The organism is Lactococcus sp. bn62 (genome assembly GCF_029492705.2).
Classification (GTDB): domain Bacteria; phylum Bacillota; class Bacilli; order Lactobacillales; family Streptococcaceae; genus Lactococcus; species Lactococcus petauri.
The window spans coordinates 1,711,044-1,733,638 of record NZ_CP120417.1 but is presented as its reverse complement, the minus strand read 5'-3'; the positions used below and the strand labels follow the sequence as shown (position 1 = coordinate 1,733,638).

Below are 22,595 nucleotides of genomic sequence, written 5' to 3'. Positions count from 1 at the left end.
TTGATCATTGAAAACTAAATAACAATATCTTATAACGATAAATAAACCGAGAAATGGTAAAACATTTCTGTAAAGCTGCGAATTATTTTAAATAGTTCGAAAAAACTTATACTTGTTTTAATGGCAAAGTTAATAAGGGCGCACGGTGGATGCCTTGGCATTAAGAGCCGAAGAAGGACGTGACTAACGACGATATTCTAGGGGGAGCAGTAAGTACGCATTGATCCCTAGGTCTCCGAATGGGGAAACCCACTATGTTATGCATAGTATCCGTAAGTGAATACATAGCTTACGAGAAGGTAACGCAGAGAACTGAAACATCTAAGTACCTGCAGGAAGAGAAAGTAAAAACGATTTCCTAAGTAGCGGCGAGCGAACGGGAAACAGGCCAAACCAAGAAGCTTGCTTCTTGGGGTTGTAGGACTGCAACGTGGACTTAAAGTCTATAGAAGAATTACCTGGGAAGGTAAGCCAAAGAGAGTAATAGCCTCGTATTTGAAATAGACTTTATACCTAGCAGTATCCTGAGTAGGGCTGGACACGCGAAATCCAGTTTGAATCCGGGAGGACCATCTCCCAAGCCTAAATACTCCTTAATGACCGATAGTGAACCAGTACCGTGAGGGAAAGGTGAAAAGAACCCCGGGAGGGGAGTGAAATAGCACCTGAAACCGTGTGCCTACAAGAAGTTCGAGCCCGTCAATGGGTGAGAGCGTGCCTTTTGTAGAATGAACCGGCGAGTTACGTTATGATGCGAGGTTAAGCTGAAGAGGCGGAGCCGTAGCGAAAGCGAGTCTGAATAGGGCGCTTTAGTATCATGATGTAGACCCGAAACCTAGTGACCTATCCATGAGCAGGTTGAAGGTGCGGTAAGACGCACTGGAGGACCGAACCAGGACACGTTGAAAAGTGTTTGGATGACTTGTGGATAGCGGAGAAATTCCAAACGAACTGGGAGATAGCTGGTTCTCTCCGAAATAGCTTTAGGGCTAGCGTCGCAATTTAAGTGTATTGGAGGTAGAGCACTGTTTGGATGAGGGGCCCATCTCGGGTTACCAATTTCAGATAAACTCCGAATGCTAATACACATGTGCGGCAGTCAGACTGCGAGTGCTAAGATCCGTAGTCGAAAGGGAAACAGCCCAGACCACCAGCTAAGGTCCCAAAATATATGTTAAGTGGAAAAGGATGTGGGGTTGCACAGACAACTAGGATGTTAGCTCAGAAGCAGCTATCATTCAAAGAGTGCGTAATAGCTCACTAGTCGAGTGACCCTGCGCCGAAAATGTACCGGGGCTAAACATATTACCGAAGCTGTGGATTTAATATTAATTAAATGGTAGGAGAGCGTTGTAATCAGCGATGAAGGTATACCGTGAGGGGTGCTGGAGCGATTACAAGTGAGAATGCCGGTATGAGTAGCGCAAGATAAGTGAGAATCTTATCCACCGTAAGACTAAGGTTTCCAGGGGAAGGCTCGTCCGCCCTGGGTTAGTCGGGACCTAAGGCGAGGCCGAAAGGCGTAGTCGATGGACAACAGGTTGATATTCCTGTACTAGTATTGTTAGTGATGGAGGGACGCAGTAGGCTAAAGGGAGCCAGTTAATGGATTCTGGTCTAAGCAGTGAGGTGTGGAATGTGTCAAATGCATTTTCCTTTAACATTGAGCTGTGATGGGGAAGCAACTACGGTTGCGAAGCCCTTGATGTCACACTGCCAAGAAAATCTTCTAGCGTTTAATTCAATACTACCCGTACCGCAAACCGACACAGGTAGTCGAGGCGAGTAGCCTCAGGTGATCGAGAGAACTCTCGTTAAGGAACTCGGCAAAATGACCCCGTAACTTCGGGAGAAGGGGTGCTGTAGAAATACAGCCGCAGTGAAAAGATCCAAGCAACTGTTTATCAAAAACACAGCTCTCTGCTAAACCGCAAGGTGATGTATAGGGGGTGACGCCTGCCCGGTGCTGGAAGGTTAAGAGGAGGGGTTAGCTTAGGCGAAGCTCTGAATTGAAGCCCCAGTAAACGGCGGCCGTAACTATAACGGTCCTAAGGTAGCGAAATTCCTTGTCGGGTAAGTTCCGACCCGCACGAAAGGCGTAATGATTTGGATACTGTCTCAACGAGAGACTCGGTGAAATTTTAGTACCTGTGAAGATGCAGGTTACCCGCGACAGGACGGAAAGACCCCATGGAGCTTTACTGCAGATTGATATTGAGTACCTGTGAAGCATGTACAGGATAGGTAGGAGACTTTGACCTTGGGACGCTAGTTTCAAGTGAGTCGCTGTTGGGATACTACCCTTGCTTCATGGTTGCTCTAACCCACACGCATAATCGGCGTGGGAGACAGTGTCTGTCGGGCAGTTTGACTGGGGCGGTCGCCTCCTAAAGAGTAACGGAGGCGCCCAAAGGTTCCCTCAACATGGTTGGAAATCATGTGTAGAGTGTAAAGGTATAAGGGAGCTTGACTGCGAGAGCTACAACTCGAGCAGGTAGGAAACTAGGGCTTAGTGATCCGGTGGTACCGCATGGAAGGGCCATCGCTCAACGGATAAAAGCTACCCTGGGGATAACAGGCTTATCTCCCCCAAGAGTTCACATCGACGGGGAGGTTTGGCACCTCGATGTCGGCTCGTCGCATCCTGGGGCTGTAGTCGGTCCCAAGGGTTGGGCTGTTCGCCCATTAAAGCGGCACGCGAGCTGGGTTCAGAACGTCGTGAGACAGTTCGGTCCCTATCCGTCGCGGGCGTAGGAAATTTGAGAGGATCTGCCCTTAGTACGAGAGGACCGGGGTGGACTTACCGCTGGTGTACCAGTTGTTCCGCCAGGAGCACCGCTGGGTAGCTATGTAGGGAAGGGATAAGCGCTGAAAGCATCTAAGTGCGAAGCCCACCTCAAGATGAGATTTCCCATTCTTTATGAATTAAGAGCCCTGAGAGATGATCAGGTTGATAGGCTGGAAGTGGAAGTCCTGCGAGGGATGGAGCGGACCAGTACTAATAGCTCGAGGACTTTACCAAGTAATAGAACATATGAGTTCAGCTTTACTTATTTATCAAGAGATTGTTATTTAGTTTTGAGTGTTCAATACATTCAGACCATGATTTGGTATTCATTGCATAGGAGATACACCTGTTCCCATGTCGAACACAGAAGTTAAGTCCTATTACGCCGGAAGTAGTTGGGGGTTGCCCCCTGCGAGATAGGGTAAATGCCAAGTGATTGGGAGTTTAGCTCAGCTGGGAGAGCATCTGCCTTACAAGCAGAGGGTCAGCGGTTCGATCCCGTTAACTCCCATAGGTTCCGTAGTGTAGCGGTTATCACGTCGCCCTGTCACGGCGAAGATCGCGGGTTCGATTCCCGTCGGAACCGTTTCAAGTTGATAGACTTGAAAGGTAATAAAAGAAATAGACTCGTTAGCTCAGTTGGTAGAGCATTTGACTTTTAATCAAAGGGTCGCTGGTTCGAGCCCAGCACGGGTCATACTTTAACAATAGGTTGAGGTATAAAGCGTAAAAGAACTTGTCAAGCGGATGTGGTGAAATTGGCAGACACGCTAGATTTAGGTTCTAGTGCTTTAGGGCGTGGGGGTTCAAGTCCCTTCATCCGCATTTCTTTTATAGCCGACTTAGCTCAGTTGGTAGAGCATCTGATTTGTAATCAGAGGGTCGCGTGTTCGAATCATGTAGTCGGCATTCCTTTAACTGTTGGACCTAGTGTAGTGCAGCTAGAGGTATTTAGAAAGTTTTTCTTTCTTTAAGCGTTGCGAACGTAGTTCAGGGGTAGAACACAACCTTGCCATGGTTGGGGTCGCGAGTTCGAATCTCGTCGTTCGCTTTAAAATTAAATATTATGCACCCGTGGCTCAACTGGATAGAGTACCTGACTACGAATCAGGCGGTTGCAGGTTCGAATCCTGCCGGGTGCATTGATTTCTGAATGAAATCATGATGATAATGAACTTTATCTCGGGAAGTAGCTCAGCTTGGTAGAGTACTTGGTTTGGGACCAAGGTGTCGCAGGTTCGAATCCTGTCTTCCCGATTGATAGATTATTCTATCAGAAATTTTTGGCGGTGTAGCTCAGCTGGCTAGAGCGTTCGGTTCATACCCGAGAGGTCGGGGGTTCGATCCCCTTCGCCGCTATTATATTTTACAGCTGGATCTTTAGCTCAGTTGGTTAGAGCTCTCGGCTCATAACCGAGCGGTCGTTGGTTCGAATCCAACAAGATCCACTTTTTGGAGGATTACCCAAGTCCGGCTGAAGGGAACGGTCTTGAAAACCGTCAGGCGGGTAAAACCGTGCGTGGGTTCGAATCCCACATCCTCCTTTCCTTTGGCTCGGTAGCTCAGTTGGTAGAGCAATGGATTGAAGCTCCATGTGTCGGCGGTTCGATTCCGTCTCGCGCCATTTGCGGGTGTAGTTTAGTGGTAAAACCTCAGCCTTCCAAGCTGATGTTGTGAGTTCGATTCTCATCACCCGCTTAAAAATTTTCTGGGATATAGAAGATTTTTTAATAATTTGGGAGCATAGCTCAGTTGGTTAGAGCACTGTGTTGATAACGCAGGGGTCCGAGGTTCAAATCCTCGTGTTCCCATAGATGTTTATAATATCTATATATTGTGAATAACTGGTGGGGAGTTACTCAAGAGGCTGAAGAGGACGGTTTGCTAAATCGTTAGGTCGGGAAACCGGCGCGAGGGTTCGAATCCCTTACTCCCCTTCCGTACAACGACTATTGTTGAATAGTCGTTTTTTATGCTTTATGTAGAATGTTAAAGATGAGAGGGGGTTATATGGCTTTTCTTACGAACGAAGAAGTAACCGAGTTAAAAAATCAGGTAAATATTGCTGATTTAATTTCACAATATGTGCCTCTCACTAGGTCTGGAAAGAATTATTTAGGGCTATGTCCTTTTCATGGGGAAAAAACACCAAGCTTTAATGTCAATGCTGATAAAGGGTTTTATCACTGTTTTGGTTGTGGAAAATCTGGCGATGTTATTGATTTTATAAAAGATTATAAACAAGTTGGTTTTGTGGATGCAGTAAAAGATGTTGCGAGTTTTGCTGGAATCACCTTAAATATTGAGAATGATTCTACTGCAGAAAAAGATAATCCTCATGCAATGCTTTATGATATAAACAATCAAGCTGCACGGCTTTATAATATTGTTTTGACTTCGACAGAAATCGGTGAAAAAGCTCGGCTTTATTTAGAAAAACGTGGGATTACTTCTGAGATTATCAAGCAGTTTAATATCGGCTTAGCACCAGACGAAAATGATTTCATTTTTAAAAATCTCTCTGGAAAATTTGATGAAAGTGTTCAAGCGAATTCCGGGCTTTTCAACTTTTCAAGTAACAAGGTTTTTGATGCTTTTCAAAACAGAATTATGTTTCCACTCAAAAATGAGTACGGGCATGTTGTGGGATTTTCTGGCCGAAAATGGCAAGAAAATGATACAAGTAAGGCAAAGTATATTAATACAAGTGCAACAAAAATCTTTGATAAATCTTACGAGCTTTATAATTTGGATAGAGCAAAACCAGTTATTTCTAAAACACGTGAAGTTTACTTGATGGAAGGTTTCATGGATGTTATTGCAGCTTATAAAGCGGGTGTATATAATGTTGTGGCGACTATGGGAACAGCCTTAACTGATAAACACGTAAAGCGTTTAAAAAAAATAGCTAAAAATTATGTTCTTATCTATGATGGCGATCAGGCAGGTCAAAATGCAATATATAAAGCAATTGATTTGATTGGTGAAGAGAAGACACAGATTGTTCGTGTTCCAGAAGGCTTGGATCCAGACGATTACAGTAAAAAATATTCTTTAGAATCATTAGCTGGTCTGATGGAAAACAGCAGGATACAACCGACAGAATTTCTGATTGATTATTTGAAACCTGAAAACCTTTCAAATCTGCAAAACCAATTGGATTTTATTGAGCAAATGGCGCCTGTTATTGCAAGGGTTTCGTCAATTACAGCACAGGATGCTTTTATAAGAAAATTAGTTGAGATTTTACCTGATTTCGAGTATAATCAAGTAGAGCAATCTGTCAATTTAAAGCGTGAAAACGTCCTTAAATCAAGGGCAGAAGCGGGAAATTTTGAAGAGAGTTTTGGGAGCTTTTCGGAAGAAGATTTTTCGAATTATCCTGATCCTGGTTTTATTGCAACGGAGCAAGATTATTATGGTGATTTTCCTTCTGGTCAAGAGGCTGCTAAAACTGTACAACAGCCGCAACTTCCAAGTTTATCACGAAGTGAACGGGCAGAGGAACAACTTTTGAATCGCATGATTTATCATCAGAGTATTCTTCAAAAATTTGCGGAGGATGAAACTTTTCGCTTTGTCCATCAGCGTTACCAGAACCTTTTTGACAAAATCATACTTGAGGTTATGAGTTTTGAAGAAATTGATCCTTCTCACTTTGGTACCTCATTAGATACCGATGAGAAAAATTTATTTTATCAAATCTTAAGTCTTGATTTGCCAGATGAGACAAGTAGTCAGGAGCTCGAAGATTTGGTGGCCGTTTTTGCAAAGGAAATGGAGCAAATAAAGTTTAGTGAATTGCAAAAACAACTAGAGAATGCCCAAAAAGTAGGCAACAAGGAACGTGAGCTGGAACTCACAATCCAAATCATTAATCAGAAGAAAAAAATATAAGCTATTGCTTATATTGTTCATTGGGGAGGATTAAATTGGCAAGTAATAATAAAAAAAGAATCAGTCAAATTGCAAAAGAAACTGGAATCACTAACAAAGCTTTAATCGCAAAAGCACAAGAGCTTGGTATGGCGGTTAAATCGCATTCAAGTTCTATTTTTGAAGCTGAAGAAGCAAAACTCCTTGCGGCAATGGATTTTAAACCAATTATTGTTGAAAAAGTTGATGTGGAAGAGTTAAAAGAAAAAGGTTCTAAACATGTAACTTCTGTTAAAGAAAAAGCGGCCAAGAAAATCGATATTAAAGATTCGGATACTTTTGACAATAAGGCTTTTGATAAAGCAGTAGCAGCTTATATTACAAAACGTAAACCTCTCGAAGAAGCTTTAGATGATGAAATTACAGATGAGCTTGTGGTGAAGTTTGGTTTGGAAGCCGAAGCTATCGAAGATTTGCTTCAACAAATCCAAGATGCAGGTATTTCTATTGTTGATAAAGAAGGAAATCCTAGTCCATTAGCTTTGCAAGCTGAAGAAGAAGAAAAGCTTGATGATAATGCCATGGATGAAATCGTGACAAATGTCCGTATTGATGATCCTGTCCGTATGTATCTTAAGGAAATCGGACGTTATCCATTGATTTCGCTTGAAGAAGAAACAAAACTTGCGGAAGCTATCGTGGCAGGTGGTGATGAAGCAGAATTTGCCAAACAAATGCTTGCGGAAGCCAATTTACGTTTGGTTGTTTCAATTGCAAAGCGTTATTCTGGACGAGGGATGCAATTCCTGGATTTGATCCAAGAAGGAAACATGGGACTTATGAAAGCTGTGGACAAATTTGACCATACGAAAGGTTTCAAATTCTCAACTTATGCGACCTGGTGGATTCGTCAAGCAATCACACGTGCGATTGCTGACCAAGCACGTACAATTCGTATTCCTGTCCACATGGTCGAAACAATCAATAAGTTAATCCGTGTACAACGTAATCTTTTACAAGAATTAGGTCGTGATCCTTTACCAGAAGAAATTGGTAAAGAATTGCACATGACACCTGATAAAGTTCGTGAAGTCTTAAAAATTGCGCAGGAACCTGTATCATTGGAAACACCTATTGGTGAGGAAGACGATTCACACCTTGGAGATTTCATTGAAGATGATGTGATTGAAAGTCCGGTAGACTATACCAACCGTATCTTGCTTCGTGAACAGCTTGATGAAGTTATGGATACCTTAACGGACCGCGAAGAAAACGTATTGCGTATGCGTTTTGGACTTGATGATGGACGTATGCACACACTTGAAGATGTTGGTAAACAATTTAAAGTGACACGTGAACGTATTCGTCAAATTGAAGCGAAAGCGATTAAAAAGTTACGTCATCCTCGTCGTAGCAAACCATTGCGTGACTTTATGTAATATAAAAAACTCTCTCGACAGATGTCGAAGAGTTTTTTCTTATAATTGAAAAAGAATATAGTACAAAAGATTTGATAAATTTGAGAGAAGTGATATAATAAAAATTATTAAAGGTCAAAAAAGGTCAAACTTTAAATAAAAGAAGCCAGACATGATTCTTTAATTCTAAAAAAATAAGTTAAAATAAAGAAAAGACGTAACCACAAAGGAGGAAGAGATGCTCTGCCAAAATTGTAAAATAAACGAAGCGACAATTCACCTTTATACAAATGTGAATGGCCAGCGTAAGCAAGTGGATTTATGCCAAAACTGTTATCAAATTATGAAATCAGGTGGTCAAGAAAGCTTGTTTGCTGGAGCTACAAATATTTCGAATAATGATGATCCTTTTAATCCATTTCCAGATATTTTCCAAGCCTTACATGGTAATGATCAAGGTCGGACAATGACACCTCCAACACAAGCGGGTGGTCGAGGCCCAGGAGGTCCACAAAATCCTCGTGGAAGTCAAGCACCTAAAGGACTTCTTGAAGAATTCGGAGTCAACATTACTGATGCTGCACGTCGTGGAGAAATAGATCCTGTTATTGGACGGGATTCTGAAATTACCCGTGTTATCGAAATTTTGAATCGTCGAACAAAAAATAATCCTGTTCTTATCGGTGAACCTGGTGTTGGGAAAACAGCAGTTGTTGAAGGTTTAGCCCAAAAAATAGTTGATGGTGATGTACCACAAAAACTACAAAATAAAGAAGTTATTCGTCTTGATGTTGTCAGTCTCGTCCAAGGTACTGGTGTGCGTGGGCAATTTGAAGAGCGTATGCAAAAACTGATGGAAGAGATTCGTAAACGTGATGACGTTATCCTCTTCATTGATGAAATTCATGAGATTGTGGGCGCAGGCTCTGCTGGGGAAGGAAATATGGATGCTGGAAATATCCTTAAACCGGCTTTAGCACGTGGAGAACTCCAACTTGTTGGAGCAACAACCCTCAATGAATATCGAATTATTGAAAAAGATGCAGCGCTTGAGCGTCGGATGCAACCTGTTAAAGTTGATGAACCTTCTGTAGATGAGACTATCACAATCTTACGTGGTATTCAAAAACGTTATGAAGATTATCATCATGTAAAATACTCAGATGAAGCAATCTTAGCTGCTGCAAATCTGTCTAACCGTTATATTCAGGACCGTTTCCTTCCCGATAAAGCAATAGACTTGCTGGACGAAGCGGGTTCGAAAAAGAATCTGACCCTCAAATTTGTTGATCCTGAGGACATAAAGAAACGTATTGAGCAAGCAGAGGCGCAAAAAAACGAAGCCATGCAACGTGAAGATTTTGAGAAAGCAGCTCATTTCCGTGATCAAATCGCTAAGCTTCGTGAGCTTCAAAGCCATGAAATCTCAGATACTGACATGCCAAATATCACAGAAAAAGATATTGAAGTAATTGTTGAAGAAAAGACACATATACCTGTAGGTGATTTGAAAGAAAAAGAACAAACACAGCTCATTAATCTAGCTGAAGACTTGAAAGAACATGTTATCGGGCAAGATGAAGCGATTGATAAAATTTCTAAAGCTGTGCGTCGTTCGCGTGTCGGACTTGGAAAGCCTAATCGTCCTATCGGTTCATTCCTCTTTGTTGGACCTACTGGTGTAGGGAAGACCGAACTTGCAAAACAATTGGCTTATGAGCTTTTTGGCTCAAGAGATAGCATGATTCGCTTTGACATGTCGGAATACATGGAAAAACATAGTGTGGCTAAGTTGATTGGTGCTCCTCCAGGATATGTGGGTTATGAAGAAGCAGGTCAGTTGACAGAACGTGTGCGCCGTAACCCATACAGCTTAATTTTATTGGATGAGATTGAGAAAGCTCACCCGGATGTAATGCATATGTTCTTGCAAATTCTTGATGACGGGCGTTTGACAGATGCGCAAGGTCGTACAGTTTCCTTCAAAGATGCTATCATCATTATGACATCGAATGCTGGTACAGGTAAGGTTGAAGCAAGTGTTGGTTTTGGCGCTGCACGTGAAGGACGTACGAATTCAGTGCTTGGAGAGTTGGGTAATTTCTTCAGTCCAGAATTCATGAACCGTTTTGATGCTATCATTGAATTCTCAGCATTGAGCAAAGAAAACTTGCTTAAGATTGTAGATTTAATGTTGGATGAAGTAAATGCTCAAATCGCTCAAAATGATATTCATCTTGACGTCACACAGGCGGTTAAAGAAAAACTCGTTGATCTGGGCTACGATCCGAAAATGGGAGCACGCCCATTACGTCGTACCATCCAGGATAATATCGAGGATGCTATTGCTGATTTTTATATCGAGCATCCTGAGTATAAAGAATTACTTGCAGATTTGGTTGATGATAAGATTGTTATTGTGAATAAGCCTGAAGAAGTAAAAGGCACAGCGGATACATCTGATACTGAAGATGAGGAGAAATAAAAAAAGATAAGACCGGTTGATGGTCTTATCTTTTTTTGTTAAAGTAAGGTAAATATGAAAAATACAAATCAACTTAAACAAGAGATAAAAACTTTTTTATTAGAAAAGGAATGTTATGCAACATATAACCATTGCATAACTGTTGGTGACTATGCTGAAGAAATAGGACATGAATTTCTAAATGAAGCAGAAAGAGAGCAAGTAAAAATAGCAGGATACTTACATGATATTTCTGCTATTTATCCCAATAATGAAAGAATTTTTGTAGCAGAAGATATGAAGATAGAGCTATTTAAGGAAGAAAGACAATTTCCTATGATTATTCATCAAAAAATATCAAGGATAATGGCTCAAAGAGAATTTGGTATCCAAGACGAAAAAATTCTTTCAGCAATTTCTTGCCATACTACCTTGAAGAAAAAATTTTCAAAGGTTGATTTAGTTTTATTTGTGGCTGACAAAATAAGATGGGATCAAGAAGGACAACCTCCTTATCTAAAGGAAATCACTCAGGCGCTAAATTATTCTTTTGAAGCAGCAGCCTTTGCTTATACTGATTATATTTTGAAACACGATATAAAAGTTATTCATCCTTGGCTTTTAGAAGCTTATGAATTTTTAAATCTGAGAAGAATTAGTTAATGAAAAAACTTTATCTTTGGTGCATATTCCTTATATTTTTCGTGCTAATAAATAACTAAAAATACTTTTAGGGGGAGTACTTATGCTCTGGAGAATTTTAAACGAAGAAGATATGTCTCGGAAATATGATCAAGAAACGTCTTCAAAATACACAGCCTTTAATCAAGTCAATAATTATTTTATTGGAGCAATTAGTGGATTTGTGATAATAATCGCTCTCCCCTCGTATATTTTCCTTTTTTACCCCGTTTACCTCATAATAACATTATCCTTAATGTTCAAGACTATAGGATAAGAAAAAGAAAACTTGAAAAATTATTAAAATAAAAAAGAATAAGCTTTTTAGGCTTATTCTTTTTTATTGGGGGAAATTATTGGACAATCAGAAGTCCATCTTTGACAGCCCAAGGTTCTTTTTCATTGATGTGGTCGTAGAACATTATACCATTTGTATGGTCGATCTCATGTTGGACACACATTGAAGGGAAATCTTTCAGACGAATCTTGTGTTTCTCACCATTTTTGTCATAGTATTCTACAGTTACACGCGCGTGACGGATAACCAGACCAGGGACTTCACGATCGACAGAAAGACAACCTTCACCAGACTCGATAGCTGCATCTTGAACAGAGTGACTTACAATTTTAGCATTATACATGATTTCTGCCAACTTATAAGCTTCTTTAGGTGCAACTTCATTACCATTTTCATCTACTTCTGGATCGTTAGGGATAAGGACAGCGATAATTTTTTTGGCAATATCGAGTTGATTGGCTGCTAAACCAACACCTGGACGGAGCTGCATTTTTTCCGCCATTGCTGGATTTTGTGAATTACGGAGAAATTCCATCATTTTTTCGCCTAGAATGATATCTTCATCAGACAAGGGTAAGCTTACTTCATCAGCAACAGTACGTAGCGTTTCGTTTCCTTCACGGACAATATCGTCCATGCTAATCATATGACTTGCTTTGATTAATTTTTCTTGTACAGACATTTTTTTACTTCCTTGATATATTATTACTATTAGTTAATTATATCATAAATTTTCAGTCAAAAATGTTAAAATTGATTAAAGAGAAGGTTTATAAGGGGGCAGAAATGAAAACTTATAGAAAAAATACAGCAGCAATCATTTTGAATGCAGAAAATGAAATTTTACTCTTTCAACGTGCAGATTTGCCACAAATTTGGGGTTTCCCACAAGGAGGAATTGAGACAAGTGAAACCCCTGAACAAGCCGTGGTAAGAGAACTTGAAGAAGAGATTGGTACGCAAGATTTTGAAATTATAGGGAAATATCCAGAACTATTACGGTATGATTTTCCAGAAGGTATGACTTTTCCTGATTGGAGCTATGATGGACAAGAGCAACAGTATTTTCTTATCCGACTTTATCCCGAGGCTTCTATAAATGTAAAAACTGGTCATCCTGAGTTTATCAGCTATAAGGCTGTGCCTTTTGCAGATATTGATTTTAATGCATTTAGTTTCAAAGCCGACGTATACCGAAAGGCCCTCACTTATTTTAAAAAAGAATTTAAGGAAATAAAATGATAGAACGTATAACAGATAATAAATTTGATCTGGTCAGCAAGTATGAGCCAGCTGGAGATCAAGGACAAGCTATTGAGACGCTTGTAGAAAATATTGAAAATGGTGAAAAAGCGCAAATTTTACGAGGAGCTACTGGTACAGGTAAAACATATACCATGAGCCAAGTTATTGCGCGGACAAATAAACCTACCTTAGTTATGGCACATAATAAGACACTTGCGGGTCAGCTTTACAGTGAATTCAAAGAGTTTTTCCCTAATAATGCTGTCGAATATTTTGTCAGTTACTATGATTATTACCAACCTGAAGCTTATGTGCCTTCTTCAGATACTTATATTGAAAAAGACAGTTCTGTCAATGATGAGATTGATAAACTGCGTCATAGTGCAACAAGTTCCCTTTTAGAGCGCAATGATGTCATTGTCGTTGCTTCTGTTTCATGTATTTATGGTTTGGGTTCTCCTAAGGAATATCAAGATAGCGTCGTCAGCTTACGTCCTGGACTGGAAATTTCTCGTGATAAATTACTCAACGATTTAGTGGGCATCCAGTTTGAACGTAATGATATCGATTTTCAACGTGGTCGTTTTCGTGTACGTGGTGATGTTGTGGAAGTATTCCCAGCATCACGAGATGAGCATGCTTTTCGTGTTGAATTTTTTGGTGATGAAATTGACCGGATCCGTGAAATAGAAGCCCTGACAGGACAAGTTTTAGGCGAAGTAGACCATCTTGCTATATTCCCGGCTACTCACTTTATGACTAATGACGACCGTATGGAAGAGTCCATTGCCAAGATTGAAGCAGAACTTCAACAGCAATTAAAGGTCTTCCGTATTGAAGGGAAACTCCTTGAAGCGCAACGTTTGGAACAAAGAACCAACTACGATATTGAAATGCTACGTGAGATGGGCTATTGTAATGGTGTCGAAAACTACTCGCGTCATATGGACGGCCGTACCGAAGGGGAACCACCTTTCACTTTACTTGATTTCTTCCCTGATGATTTCATGATTATGATTGACGAAAGCCACATGACGATGGGACAAGTAAAGGGAATGTATAATGGTGACCGGGCGCGTAAAGATATGCTGGTCAATTATGGTTTCCGTCTGCCTTCAGCCTTGGATAACCGTCCGCTTCGTCGGGAAGAGTTTGAAAGTCATGTGCATCAAATTGTCTATGTTTCTGCCACACCTGGTGACTATGAAATAGAGCAAACAGAGACAATCGTGGAGCAAATTATACGTCCTACAGGTCTTCTTGATCCTATCGTGGAAGTTCGGCCAATGATGGGGCAAATTGACGATCTCTTAGGAGAAATCAATGCGCGTGTTGAAAAAGATGAACGTGTTTTTGTAACAACCTTGACGAAAAAGATGGCTGAAGATTTAACTTCCTATTTCAAAGAAATGGGTGTAAAAGTTAAGTACATGCACAGTGATATCAAAACTTTGGAGCGAACAGAAATTATTCGTGACTTGAGGTTGGGTGTTTTTGATGTATTAGTCGGTATTAATCTTTTACGTGAGGGGATTGATGTGCCAGAAGTTTCTCTGGTTGCTATTTTGGATGCGGATAAGGAAGGCTTCTTACGTAATGAGCGTGGCTTGATTCAAACCATCGGACGTGCTGCACGTAATTCTAATGGACGTGTCATCATGTATGGTGATAATATTACACAGTCTATGCAACGTGCAATGGATGAAACGAGTCGTCGTCGTAAAATTCAAATGGCATATAATGAAAAACATGGGATTGTGCCACAAACCATTAAGAAAGAAATTCGTGATCTGATTTCCATTACGAAACGTACCGAAAGCGGAGAAGTTGAAGAAGTTTCGGCTGAAGCAATGACGAAAAAAGAACGTAAAGCATTACTTAAAAAGCTGGAGAAAGAAATGGCCGAAGCTGCAGGAGCGCTTGACTTTGAATCAGCTGCGCAGTTACGAGACATGATTTTGGAAATTAAGGCTTTAGATTAAATAAAAAAAGAGCACCTGCTCTTTTTTTATTTTTCTTGTTCAGCGGCTTCATCCACGATGAAGGTAAACTCACAAGTTGTTACTTTCTTGCCATCAACATATGCGGCAGCATCAGCCTTACCTACTTTGCCACGGAATTTAGTGATTTCAAATTCGAGTTTCATTACATCACCAGGAACAACTTTTTGACGGAATTTAGCTTTGTCGATGCCACCAATATAGGCCATTTTTCCTTGGAATTCTTCTTTTTTAAGAATCAAGATTGAACCGGCTTGAGCTAAACTTTCCAAAATCAAAACGCCTGGGAAAGTTGGGTTGCCAGGGAAATGCCCATTAAAAACTTCTTCGTTAATTGTAACGTTTTTTGTTGCAAGAATCTTATTTTCTGAGATTTCGTCAACATAATCGATAAACATAATAGGATAACGGTTAGGAATAACTTCCATAACTTCTGTCGCTGTCATGGCATACTTTGAATTTGTCATATTAATAGTACCTCATATTTTATTTGTACTATCTCATTATATCACTATTTTTATTGTTTTATGTATAAAAACATTAAAATGCTCCTTGGATTGCTACTATAGACCATGGAGAAATTCGATAGAGGTATAACTAGAGCCAAGCATGGCAAATTTTTAGAATATTAAACTTAGATGTTTATTACTAGAAAAATTGAAGACACTAGTGCTATACTATTTGAGTAAAGATTACTTTAACATAAGCTCTATCTCTCAGCCACCCTTGGTTTGAGAGATTTTTTTATTCAGCTTGCTTTATAGCTTTGATAAAGCGGGCAGTAATCTCATGAGGACGTGTAATTGCTCCACCAACAACTTGAGCGAGCACACCAAGTTCCTGAATTTTTTTAGCCTGTTCGGGAATATGGATACCACCTTCAGCAATCACTGGAATATTGCTGTCCAAGAGTGACTGAATAAGCTCAATATCAGGTTGAGGTCGTTCTTTTGTTGCCTCAGTATAACCAGAAAGTGTGGTTCCGACAAAGTCACAACCAGCTTCATAGGCCGCTTTTCCAGCAGCAAAAGTATCAATATCTGCCATTAGCAATTGATGACGATATTTTTCCTTCACCTGATGAACAAAATCTGCCATACTTAAACCATCATGACGTTCACGCAGTGTACAATCTAGGGCAATTACGGCGATATTAAGGCTAGCTAACTCATCAACTTCCTGCATAGTTGCAGTAATATAGGGTTCTTGTGGAGGATAATCACGTTTGATGAGGCCGATAATGGGCACATCAACAACCTCTTTAATTTCTTCAATGTCTCGTACAGAATTTGCTCGAATACCTACAGCGCCCGCATTTTGGACACCTAAAGCGATAAGAGGCATAATTCCACCATCAATAGAATAAAGTGGTTCGCCTGGCAACGCTTGACAGGAAACAATCAGTCCACCGCGGACTTTTTCAATAAATTCTTGCTTATTCATAAAACCTCTCTTTCATTCTTAATTTTATTGTATCATCAAATTTAGGATTTTTAAAACGTTTTCTTTTAGATTGAAGAGGGAAACTTGACAATTACAGGCTTTTACATTACAATGTTTTATGTAGTAAGTATTTTGATATACAAAACTATTTACTTATATTTTTTAACTTATATTTTCTGAAATATATTTTTTTATTTTAAGGGGACTTATTTATATGTTTTTAGAAGGAAAAAAAATCGTCATTATGGGTGTGGCTAACAACAAGTCTATCGCTTGGGGTTGCGCTAAAGCTATGAAAGATCAAGGGGCGACCTTGATTTACACTTATCAAAATGAACGTATGGAAAAACAGCTTGCAAAGCTTGCTGGACCAGAAGATCTACTTATTGAATGTGATGTTGTATCTGACGAATCTATCCGTCGCGCATTTTCAACTATTGAAAGCCGCGTGGGCAAAATAGATGGTTTGGTACATGCCATTGCTTATTCAAAAAAAGAAGAACTTGATGGTAATGTATCTGATATCTCACGTGACGGCTATGCCCTTGCACAAGATATCTCAGCTTACTCATTGCTTGCTGTAGCAAAAGCTGCAAAACCTTTATTCAATGAAGGCTCTGGTATTGTTACTTTGAGCTATATGGGCTCTGTTCGTGCGATTCCTAACTACAATGTAATGGGTATTGCTAAAGCAGCTCTAGAAGCAAGTGTACGTTACTTGGCAGCAGAAATGGCACACGTTGGTGTTCATGTTAATGCTATTTCAGCGGGTGCAATCAAAACACTTGCGGTATCTGGTGTTGCAGGCTACAAAGATTTGATTAAAGAATCAAACAGCCGTACAGCTGACGGTAAGGGAGTAACGATCGAAGAAGTTGGACAAACCGCAGCCTTCCTCGTTAGTCCTTTAGCTACAGGCGTCATTGGAGATGTGGTTTATGTGGATAAAGGTGTTCACTTGACATAAGCAAAAACAGAGAAATACTTGATAGGCTTTTGGCCTTATCAAGTATTTTTTTTTATTTTTACAAATAAGAGTTGTTAACATATGTTGTTCATATTTTGCAGTATAAATTGTTGTAGCGATGTTACGCTTTTTCTTATATTATATTTCTTGTACATAAAATGTCGAAATGAAAGTGGCCACTAAATTTTTGACGAGAATAAAGAAAAGGAAAATTTAATAATGAAATTTGAATTTAAAAGTTTATCTACATATGAAGAAGATGCGACCCCTAACTTTATGGGCGGAGTAAACTACCACAGTCTAATCGAAGAATTTGACTCCATGGCCGAAGCTGTAAAATATGTGACTGATCATCACGGTTATTTGATTACAGATAATGGAAAATTTGCTTTTGAAGTAAGAAATATCTCCCTTATCAAATAACAAATAAAAAAGTATCTTCATAAGATACACATCAGTCGAGGAATAGAAAAAATCATGAAAAAAGAAAGTCTTTTTACAGCTACTTTCATTATTAATACACTTATTAGCTTTTTATTTTATATTGTTTTTTACGTTTTAACGTCATCTATAGGGACGTATGCGATGGAAGAACTCCATCAATCTACAGTAGTGAGCTTATCATTATCAAGTATCTTTGTTATCGGGGCGCTTATAGGGCGTGTATGGACCGGTATCGTTGTAACACGGATTGGGATGAAAAAGCTCCTTTATGTAGGTGGAATTATCTTTTTAGTTTTAACCTTGGGGTATTATGCAACGACTAATATACCTTTACTCTTTGTTATACGTGTAATTCAAGGTATGGGATTTGGGATTGGAGCAACAGCTTCAGGAACGATTGCTGGACATATTGTTCCAGCTTCAAGACGAGGCGAAGGGATTGGCTATTATGCTTTGTCCGTTACGCTGGCTGCAGCTGTGGGACCTGCTTTAAGTATTTCCATTTATTCTTCTTCGTTAGGTTTTAATGGGCTTCTTGCTTTGGCACTTATCTTACTTATTTTAACTTTTGTTTTGATATTCTTTGTCCATGTAAAAGAGCTCTCCGAAGAAGAAGTGCAGGAAGCATTACTTCACAGTCCAAAAGGCTTAGATAAATACATCGAAAAATCAGCCTTACCTATTTCTTTTGTGGCCTTTTTGGCAGGATTTATTGACTCCGCTATTTTAACAGGAATGGGGCCATTTACATCCTTCTTACATATTTCGACTGCTGGTTCATTATTCTTTACTTTATATGCTGTCTTGATTTTCTTATCACGCCCATTAACAGGACGCATGTTTGATACTAAAGGAGACAATTGGGTATTCCATCCTGTCTTTATCTTCTTTGCAATTTCAATGCTCTTCGTTGGTTTAGCAGGTTTCATGAGTCCAGGTGCTGGCTTTATCATGTTGCTTATTGCTGGAGGGACATTTGGTCTCGGTTATGGAGGAGTTGCACCTTTTGGTCAAGCTATTGCGATTCGTGAAGCACGTAAAGATCGTATAGGTGTTGCAACTTCAACTTTCTTTGGCTTTTTAGATTTGGGCGTTGGCGGCGGTCCGATTATCCTCGGAGCTATCATTCCAATGCTTGGAAAAGGTATGGTTGGATTCCGTAACCTGTATCTTTACAGTGCGCCAGCGGTTGTCATAGTATGGATTATCTATTATCTTGTGCATGGGAAAAAACAACACCAGACAAATGTTGCTTAAAAAATGGTATGAATGACATAGAATACGTAGTAGAGCTTTTAGAAGAAAAAAATGTGAGTGTAGTTAGTCGTAGGAAACACAGCTATATCATGTATCAAGGCATTGAATCAGAGTATCTTTATGTTCTTAAAGAAGGTGTGGTTAAACTGAGTAGTATTTTGCGAAATGGTCGTGAATTTAATATTACTTATGTTTGTGAACCAGATTTTGTTTCATTGCTTGAAGAAGAACAACTGGATGGAGTTTCAGCTCTCTTTAATGTGAGAATAGAGTCGGATGAGGCAACTTTTTATCGGGTGCCACGTAAAGTTTTTTGGGAATGGATTGATAAAGATATCAAGCTGTTTCGTATTGTGGATAATTTCTATCGTAAAAGATTAGTCATGATCTTAGAAGCATTGCAAAAAATGACTGTAAACGGTAAAAAAGGCGCTGTATGCGCGTGTTTATATAATTTCATTGATTGCTTTGGTAAACAAAAAGCGGAAGGGATATTAATTGATTTTCCCGTAACCAATGAAGACATAGCAGGATTTTGTGGAATCTCAACACGAACCAGTGTTAACAGAATACTTCGTGAACTCCGGGAAGAAAAAATTATTGATATTGTTCAGCATAAGATTATGATTTGTGATCAATACAGCTTACAAAACTATATCAGCTAGAGTGAAGAACAGAGTTCAAAACCTCCAGAATCTTAAGGTTCTGGAGGTTTTTTTGGCTAGAATAAAAGAAGCAACATAAACTTGCTTCTTTAGAGTGTATTATTTACGCTTTTGCTTACCAGCATTACGTCCGTTATTATTCTTCTTACGTGGTGCATCCAAATCTTTCAATCCTTGTTGTGTTGCAGATTTAGGAGTGACATCTTTTGGAAGATCAGCCATTTTTGGAGGATTATTTTTAAATTCTTCATCAATTTTCTTACGCATGCGTGGTTTCATAACGTAAGTAATGATAATTTGTTGGATAACCATCACGATACCACCAACAGCCCAATAAAGAGCTACACCTGCAGGGGACATAAAACTGAAAACAATAATCATCACAGGACTCATAATGAGCATAGTCATACCTGTTTTCTTTTGTTCAGGTGTCATACTCTTGGTTGAAATCCAAGTTTGCAGGAAGTAGAAAACACCCGCAATCAGAGTGATTACAATACTTGAACGTCCGAGGTCAATTCCAAAGAAAGTTGCTGTTGAAATACCAGGAGTATAGGCTGCAGCATTATAGAGGGCAATGAAGAAAGGCCATTGGATAAGTAGGGGGAGACAACCCAATGAAGATAACATATTGATACCATTATCTTTTTGTGCTTTCATCAAAGCTTGTTGGGCAGCCATACGTTCTTCGGGTGTCGTTGCAGCTTTCAATCTTGCATTAAGTGGTTCAAACACTGGAGCCAAGTAAGCTGTTTTTTCTTGCATATAAGTGGACTTATAGGCTTGGTTGAGTCCCAATGGAAGGATAAGGAAACGGATAATCAGAGTGACTAAGACGATACCCCAACCATAACCAAGGTTCATGTTATTCGCAAACACATCGACAAAGGCTGACATTGGTTTAACAAGAATTTGGTAAGTCATACCATGTGTTGCAGCTTCGGTAGGGACACGCACACCATCAACAATATGGGTTTGGACACAGCCAGAGAGCAAGAGCAAACCAGCACTTGCTACACCCAAGAGGGACAATTTTTTGTTCAAATTTTTCAAAATAAATTCGCTTTCTATAAATAAACGGTCTGTTACCATTTTACAGGAAATTGCTTTATTTTTCAATAGGTCTATAGTCTGAAATAACCTATTTTAAGGGTTTGCAGCAGCTTATTTTTCTTGCTTGAAGATTAAAAAAGGTTGAGTTTTTTATTATGTTGGTGATAAATAAAAAAGCTGTCTGTGACAGACAGCTTTTAGGACAATTTATCCGATAAATGTTGTGATTTCTTTTTCAAAATGATCAATTTTACTTTGTGCTTGTGCTTCTGTATCTGCTACAGCAGCCATATAGAATTTTATCTTAGGCTCTGTACCAGAAGGGCGAACAGCAATCCAGCTACCATCTTCTAAATGATATTTTAAAACATCAGAAGGAGGAGTTGTTAATTTTTCAACTTTGCCACTGTGTGATGTTGCAGTAAGTTCTTTGAAGTCTTCAGTCAAAAGAATTTCAAGACCGTCAAATTTTTCTGGTGCATTGTCACGGAATTTACCCATGATTTCAGCGATTTGTTCTTTCCCAGTACTACCTTCAAGCGTAACTGAAAGTGTCTTTTCAACAAAGAAACCATATTCAGCATAGATATCTTGAATACCATCATAGAGTGTTTTACCTAAAGAACGGTAGTAAGCCGCAACTTCACAGATAAGGAGCATTGCTTGGATAGCATCTTTATCACGGACAAAAGGCTTGATGAGATAGCCAAAGCTTTCTTCAAAACCAAACATGTAAGTGTGTTCACCTGTAGTTTCCCAAGCATGAATTTTTTCGCCAATGAATTTGAACCCTGTGAGTACATTAAACATTTTCACGTTATAGCTTTCAGCAATATGACTGACTAACTCAGTAGAGACGATAGATTTAGCCATAGCCGCATTAGCCGGTAATGTACCAGCTGTTTTGTGTGCTTCGAGGATATATTTAGCTAAGACGGCGCCGATTTGGTTACCTGTCAAAGGTTGGTAGCTTCCATCTGGTAAGCGGACTTCGACACCGATACGGTCGGCATCTGGGTCAGTAGCAACTAGCATGTCAGCTCCAACTTTACGGCCAAGTTCTTCAGACATAGCAAAAGCTGCTTGACTTTCTGGGTTAGGTGATTTTACAGTTGAAAAGTCGGGATCAGGGATAGCTTGCTCTTCTACAACGGCAATTTTTTCAAAACCAGCTGTGGCAAGAGCTCGACGTCCGAGCATTTCACCAGTCCCGTGGAGAGGTGTGTAAACGATGTTAAGATCACGACCGTATTCGTTAATTAAATCATGATTGATTGTAACGGTTTCGATATTTTTAAGATATTTTGCATCAATATCTTCACCGATAATTTTGATCATACCATCCGCAATATATTTTTCCGTATCACCTAAAGTGATAGAGAAAATGTCGTCAATTTGTCGAATATATTCGGTCAAGGCTGCCGCATCTTCAGGTGGCATTTGACCACCGTCTTCGCCATAAACTTTGTAGCCGTTATAAGGAGCAGGATTGTGGCTGGCTGTAATCATAACACCTGTGAGAGTATTCAATTCACGAATTGTAAAGCTCAAGGCTGGAGTGGGACGAAGACTGTCATAGACATAGCTTGGAATACCATGGTCTGCTAGGATCGTTGCCGTTTCCATAGCGAATTCTTTAGAAAAGTGACGACTATCATAAGCAATAGCTACACCTCGTTTTTTCGCATCACCTTTGCTGTCCATCAGACGTGCAAGTCCTTCAGTTGTTAAGCGAACTGTGTAAATATTCATACGGTTTGTTCCAGCACCTAAAAGACCACGTTGACCAGCTGTACCGAACTCAAGATATGTATAGAATGCATCTTCCTTTGTTTTTTCGTCCATTGCAAGCAATTCTTTATGCAAGTCAGGCGTTAAGTCAGCATTTAACCATTGTTCGTAAATTTCATTGTATGACATTGTTATCCTCCAAAGCCCTTGTTTTCAAGGCTTCAATTAGTTATTGTTTATTTTAAATCCTAATCAAAAATGAATT

Annotated in this window: 15 protein-coding genes, 15 tRNA genes and 2 rRNA genes; 27 read left to right on the top strand and 5 right to left on the bottom strand. The window is 39.6% G+C overall.

All coding sequences use genetic code 11. From position 1 onward, the window contains the following. The first annotated feature begins 122 nt into the window (after positions 1-122). The 21 genes from P3G65_RS09075 (at position 123) to yqeK (ending at position 11,209) form a co-directional block, all read left to right on the top strand. A 23S ribosomal RNA gene (locus tag P3G65_RS09075) occupies positions 123-3,022 on the top strand. A gap of 84 nt (positions 3,023-3,106) precedes the next feature. Further along, positions 3,107-3,222 (top strand): 5S ribosomal RNA (gene rrf, locus P3G65_RS09070). 4 nt (positions 3,223-3,226) lie between these two features. Continuing rightward, positions 3,227-3,299: transfer RNA gene (locus tag P3G65_RS09065), tRNA-Val, on the top strand. A 2-nt stretch (positions 3,300-3,301) separates the two neighbouring features. Then, a tRNA-Asp gene (locus tag P3G65_RS09060) sits at positions 3,302-3,374 on the top strand. A 38-nt stretch (positions 3,375-3,412) separates the two neighbouring features. Further along, a tRNA-Lys gene (locus P3G65_RS09055) sits at positions 3,413-3,485 on the top strand. A gap of 46 nt (positions 3,486-3,531) precedes the next feature. Beyond that, positions 3,532-3,613, top strand: a tRNA-Leu gene (locus P3G65_RS09050). Positions 3,614-3,624: 11 nt separating this feature from the next. Then, a tRNA-Thr gene (locus P3G65_RS09045) sits at positions 3,625-3,697 on the top strand. Between the two features lie 70 nt (positions 3,698-3,767). Then, positions 3,768-3,839: transfer RNA gene (locus tag P3G65_RS09040), tRNA-Gly, on the top strand. Positions 3,840-3,856: 17 nt separating this feature from the next. Beyond that, positions 3,857-3,930: transfer RNA gene (locus tag P3G65_RS09035), tRNA-Arg, on the top strand. A 41-nt stretch (positions 3,931-3,971) separates the two neighbouring features. Beyond that, positions 3,972-4,045 (top strand) — tRNA-Pro (locus P3G65_RS09030). Positions 4,046-4,073: 28 nt separating this feature from the next. Continuing rightward, positions 4,074-4,147: transfer RNA gene (locus P3G65_RS09025), tRNA-Met, on the top strand. Positions 4,148-4,162: 15 nt separating this feature from the next. Then, a tRNA-Ile gene (locus P3G65_RS09020) sits at positions 4,163-4,236 on the top strand. Positions 4,237-4,242: 6 nt separating this feature from the next. Beyond that, positions 4,243-4,332, top strand: a tRNA-Ser gene (locus P3G65_RS09015). A gap of 7 nt (positions 4,333-4,339) precedes the next feature. Further along, positions 4,340-4,412, top strand: a tRNA-Phe gene (locus P3G65_RS09010). A gap of 3 nt (positions 4,413-4,415) precedes the next feature. Next, a tRNA-Gly gene (locus P3G65_RS09005) sits at positions 4,416-4,486 on the top strand. Between the two features lie 39 nt (positions 4,487-4,525). Then, positions 4,526-4,599 (top strand) — tRNA-Ile (locus P3G65_RS09000). A gap of 38 nt (positions 4,600-4,637) precedes the next feature. Next, a tRNA-Ser gene (locus P3G65_RS08995) sits at positions 4,638-4,725 on the top strand. 73 nt (positions 4,726-4,798) lie between these two features. After that, a complete protein-coding gene (gene dnaG, locus P3G65_RS08990; RefSeq protein WP_017370525.1) occupies positions 4,799-6,685 on the top strand; it encodes a DNA primase in 1,887 nt (628 codons plus the stop codon). Between the two features lie 35 nt (positions 6,686-6,720). Then, on the top strand, positions 6,721-8,103 hold the full coding sequence (gene rpoD / locus P3G65_RS08980; RefSeq protein ID WP_017370526.1) for an RNA polymerase sigma factor RpoD: 1,383 nt from the start codon (positions 6,721-6,723) through the stop codon (positions 8,101-8,103). A gap of 217 nt (positions 8,104-8,320) precedes the next feature. Beyond that, positions 8,321-10,567 carry an ATP-dependent Clp protease ATP-binding subunit gene (locus P3G65_RS08975; protein ID WP_107106237.1) on the top strand — a complete coding sequence of 749 codons (2,247 nt, stop codon included), beginning with the start codon at positions 8,321-8,323 and terminating at the stop codon, positions 10,565-10,567. Positions 10,568-10,621: 54 nt separating this feature from the next. After that, complete coding sequence (gene yqeK, locus P3G65_RS08970) at positions 10,622-11,209, top strand: bis(5'-nucleosyl)-tetraphosphatase (symmetrical) YqeK (RefSeq protein ID WP_019291614.1); 588 nt, start codon at positions 10,622-10,624, stop codon at positions 11,207-11,209. A 371-nt stretch (positions 11,210-11,580) separates the two neighbouring features. Here the strand turns inward: yqeK and def are convergent, their stop codons facing one another. Next, a complete protein-coding gene (gene def, locus P3G65_RS08965) occupies positions 11,581-12,207 on the bottom strand; it encodes a peptide deformylase (RefSeq protein ID WP_017370260.1) in 627 nt (208 codons plus the stop codon). Between the two features lie 104 nt (positions 12,208-12,311). Between def and P3G65_RS08960 the strand changes: the two genes are divergently transcribed. Further along, positions 12,312-12,767, top strand: coding sequence for an RNA pyrophosphohydrolase (locus tag P3G65_RS08960; RefSeq protein WP_017370530.1), 456 nt, complete (start codon positions 12,312-12,314; stop codon positions 12,765-12,767). Then, the gene (gene uvrB, locus P3G65_RS08955) at positions 12,764-14,752 is read left to right on the top strand and encodes an excinuclease ABC subunit UvrB (protein ID WP_284071164.1); all 1,989 of its coding nucleotides are present in this window, start codon (positions 12,764-12,766) and stop codon (positions 14,750-14,752) included. Before P3G65_RS08960 ends, uvrB begins: the two co-directional genes overlap by 4 nt. Before the next feature lie 26 nt (positions 14,753-14,778). Here the strand turns inward: uvrB and fabZ are convergent, their stop codons facing one another. Together fabZ and P3G65_RS08945 are read right to left on the bottom strand one after the other, a co-directional pair. Beyond that, a complete protein-coding gene (fabZ, locus tag P3G65_RS08950) occupies positions 14,779-15,237 on the bottom strand; it encodes a 3-hydroxyacyl-ACP dehydratase FabZ (RefSeq protein WP_003134189.1) in 459 nt (152 codons plus the stop codon). A gap of 277 nt (positions 15,238-15,514) precedes the next feature. Then, a complete protein-coding gene (locus P3G65_RS08945) occupies positions 15,515-16,213 on the bottom strand; it encodes an N-acetylmannosamine-6-phosphate 2-epimerase (RefSeq protein ID WP_284071163.1) in 699 nt (232 codons plus the stop codon). Positions 16,214-16,427: 214 nt separating this feature from the next. On the opposite strand from P3G65_RS08945, the gene fabI reads away from it, so the two are divergent. From fabI to P3G65_RS08925, 4 genes are all read left to right on the top strand, one after another. Continuing rightward, the gene (fabI, locus tag P3G65_RS08940; protein WP_003134186.1) at positions 16,428-17,180 is read left to right on the top strand and encodes an enoyl-ACP reductase FabI; all 753 of its coding nucleotides are present in this window, start codon (positions 16,428-16,430) and stop codon (positions 17,178-17,180) included. Positions 17,181-17,399: 219 nt separating this feature from the next. Further along, positions 17,400-17,603, top strand: coding sequence for a hypothetical protein (locus tag P3G65_RS08935; protein WP_003134184.1), 204 nt, complete (start codon positions 17,400-17,402; stop codon positions 17,601-17,603). A gap of 54 nt (positions 17,604-17,657) precedes the next feature. Next, complete coding sequence (locus tag P3G65_RS08930) at positions 17,658-18,881, top strand: MFS transporter (protein ID WP_003134182.1); 1,224 nt, start codon at positions 17,658-17,660, stop codon at positions 18,879-18,881. An 8-nt stretch (positions 18,882-18,889) separates the two neighbouring features. Then, positions 18,890-19,546, top strand: a complete 657-nt coding sequence (locus P3G65_RS08925; protein WP_003134181.1) for a Crp/Fnr family transcriptional regulator — start codon at positions 18,890-18,892, stop codon at positions 19,544-19,546. A 99-nt stretch (positions 19,547-19,645) separates the two neighbouring features. Here the strand turns inward: P3G65_RS08925 and yidC are convergent, their stop codons facing one another. Both yidC and P3G65_RS08915 read right to left on the bottom strand, forming a co-directional pair. Further along, a complete protein-coding gene (yidC, locus tag P3G65_RS08920) occupies positions 19,646-20,599 on the bottom strand; it encodes a membrane protein insertase YidC (RefSeq protein WP_003134180.1) in 954 nt (317 codons plus the stop codon). A 207-nt stretch (positions 20,600-20,806) separates the two neighbouring features. Further along, positions 20,807-22,519, bottom strand: coding sequence for a phospho-sugar mutase (locus P3G65_RS08915; protein ID WP_003134178.1), 1,713 nt, complete (start codon positions 22,517-22,519; stop codon positions 20,807-20,809). Between the last annotated feature and the right edge of the window lie 76 nt (positions 22,520-22,595).

Excerpts from the sequence above, each read along its gene's own strand:
- P3G65_RS08930 (WP_003134182.1), top strand. The coding sequence starts at position 17,658 with ATGAAAAAAGAAAGTCTTTTTACAGCTACTTTCATTATTAATACACTT.
- yqeK (WP_019291614.1), top strand. The coding sequence starts at position 10,622 with ATGAAAAATACAAATCAACTTAAACAAGAGATAAAAACTTTTTTATTA.
- def (WP_017370260.1), bottom strand. The coding sequence starts at position 12,207 with ATGTCTGTACAAGAAAAATTAATCAAAGCAAGTCATATGATTAGCATG.
- dnaG (WP_017370525.1), top strand. The coding sequence starts at position 4,799 with ATGGCTTTTCTTACGAACGAAGAAGTAACCGAGTTAAAAAATCAGGTA.
- P3G65_RS08915 (WP_003134178.1), bottom strand. The coding sequence starts at position 22,519 with ATGTCATACAATGAAATTTACGAACAATGGTTAAATGCTGACTTAACG.
- P3G65_RS08925 (WP_003134181.1), top strand. The coding sequence starts at position 18,890 with ATGAATGACATAGAATACGTAGTAGAGCTTTTAGAAGAAAAAAATGTG.
- fabI (WP_003134186.1), top strand. The coding sequence starts at position 16,428 with ATGTTTTTAGAAGGAAAAAAAATCGTCATTATGGGTGTGGCTAACAAC.
- fabZ (WP_003134189.1), bottom strand. The coding sequence starts at position 15,237 with ATGACAAATTCAAAGTATGCCATGACAGCGACAGAAGTTATGGAAGTT.
- P3G65_RS08935 (WP_003134184.1), top strand. The coding sequence starts at position 17,400 with ATGAAATTTGAATTTAAAAGTTTATCTACATATGAAGAAGATGCGACC.
- P3G65_RS08945 (WP_284071163.1), bottom strand. The coding sequence starts at position 16,213 with ATGAATAAGCAAGAATTTATTGAAAAAGTCCGCGGTGGACTGATTGTT.
- P3G65_RS08975 (WP_107106237.1), top strand. The coding sequence starts at position 8,321 with ATGCTCTGCCAAAATTGTAAAATAAACGAAGCGACAATTCACCTTTAT.
- uvrB (WP_284071164.1), top strand. The coding sequence starts at position 12,764 with ATGATAGAACGTATAACAGATAATAAATTTGATCTGGTCAGCAAGTAT.
- P3G65_RS08960 (WP_017370530.1), top strand. The coding sequence starts at position 12,312 with ATGAAAACTTATAGAAAAAATACAGCAGCAATCATTTTGAATGCAGAA.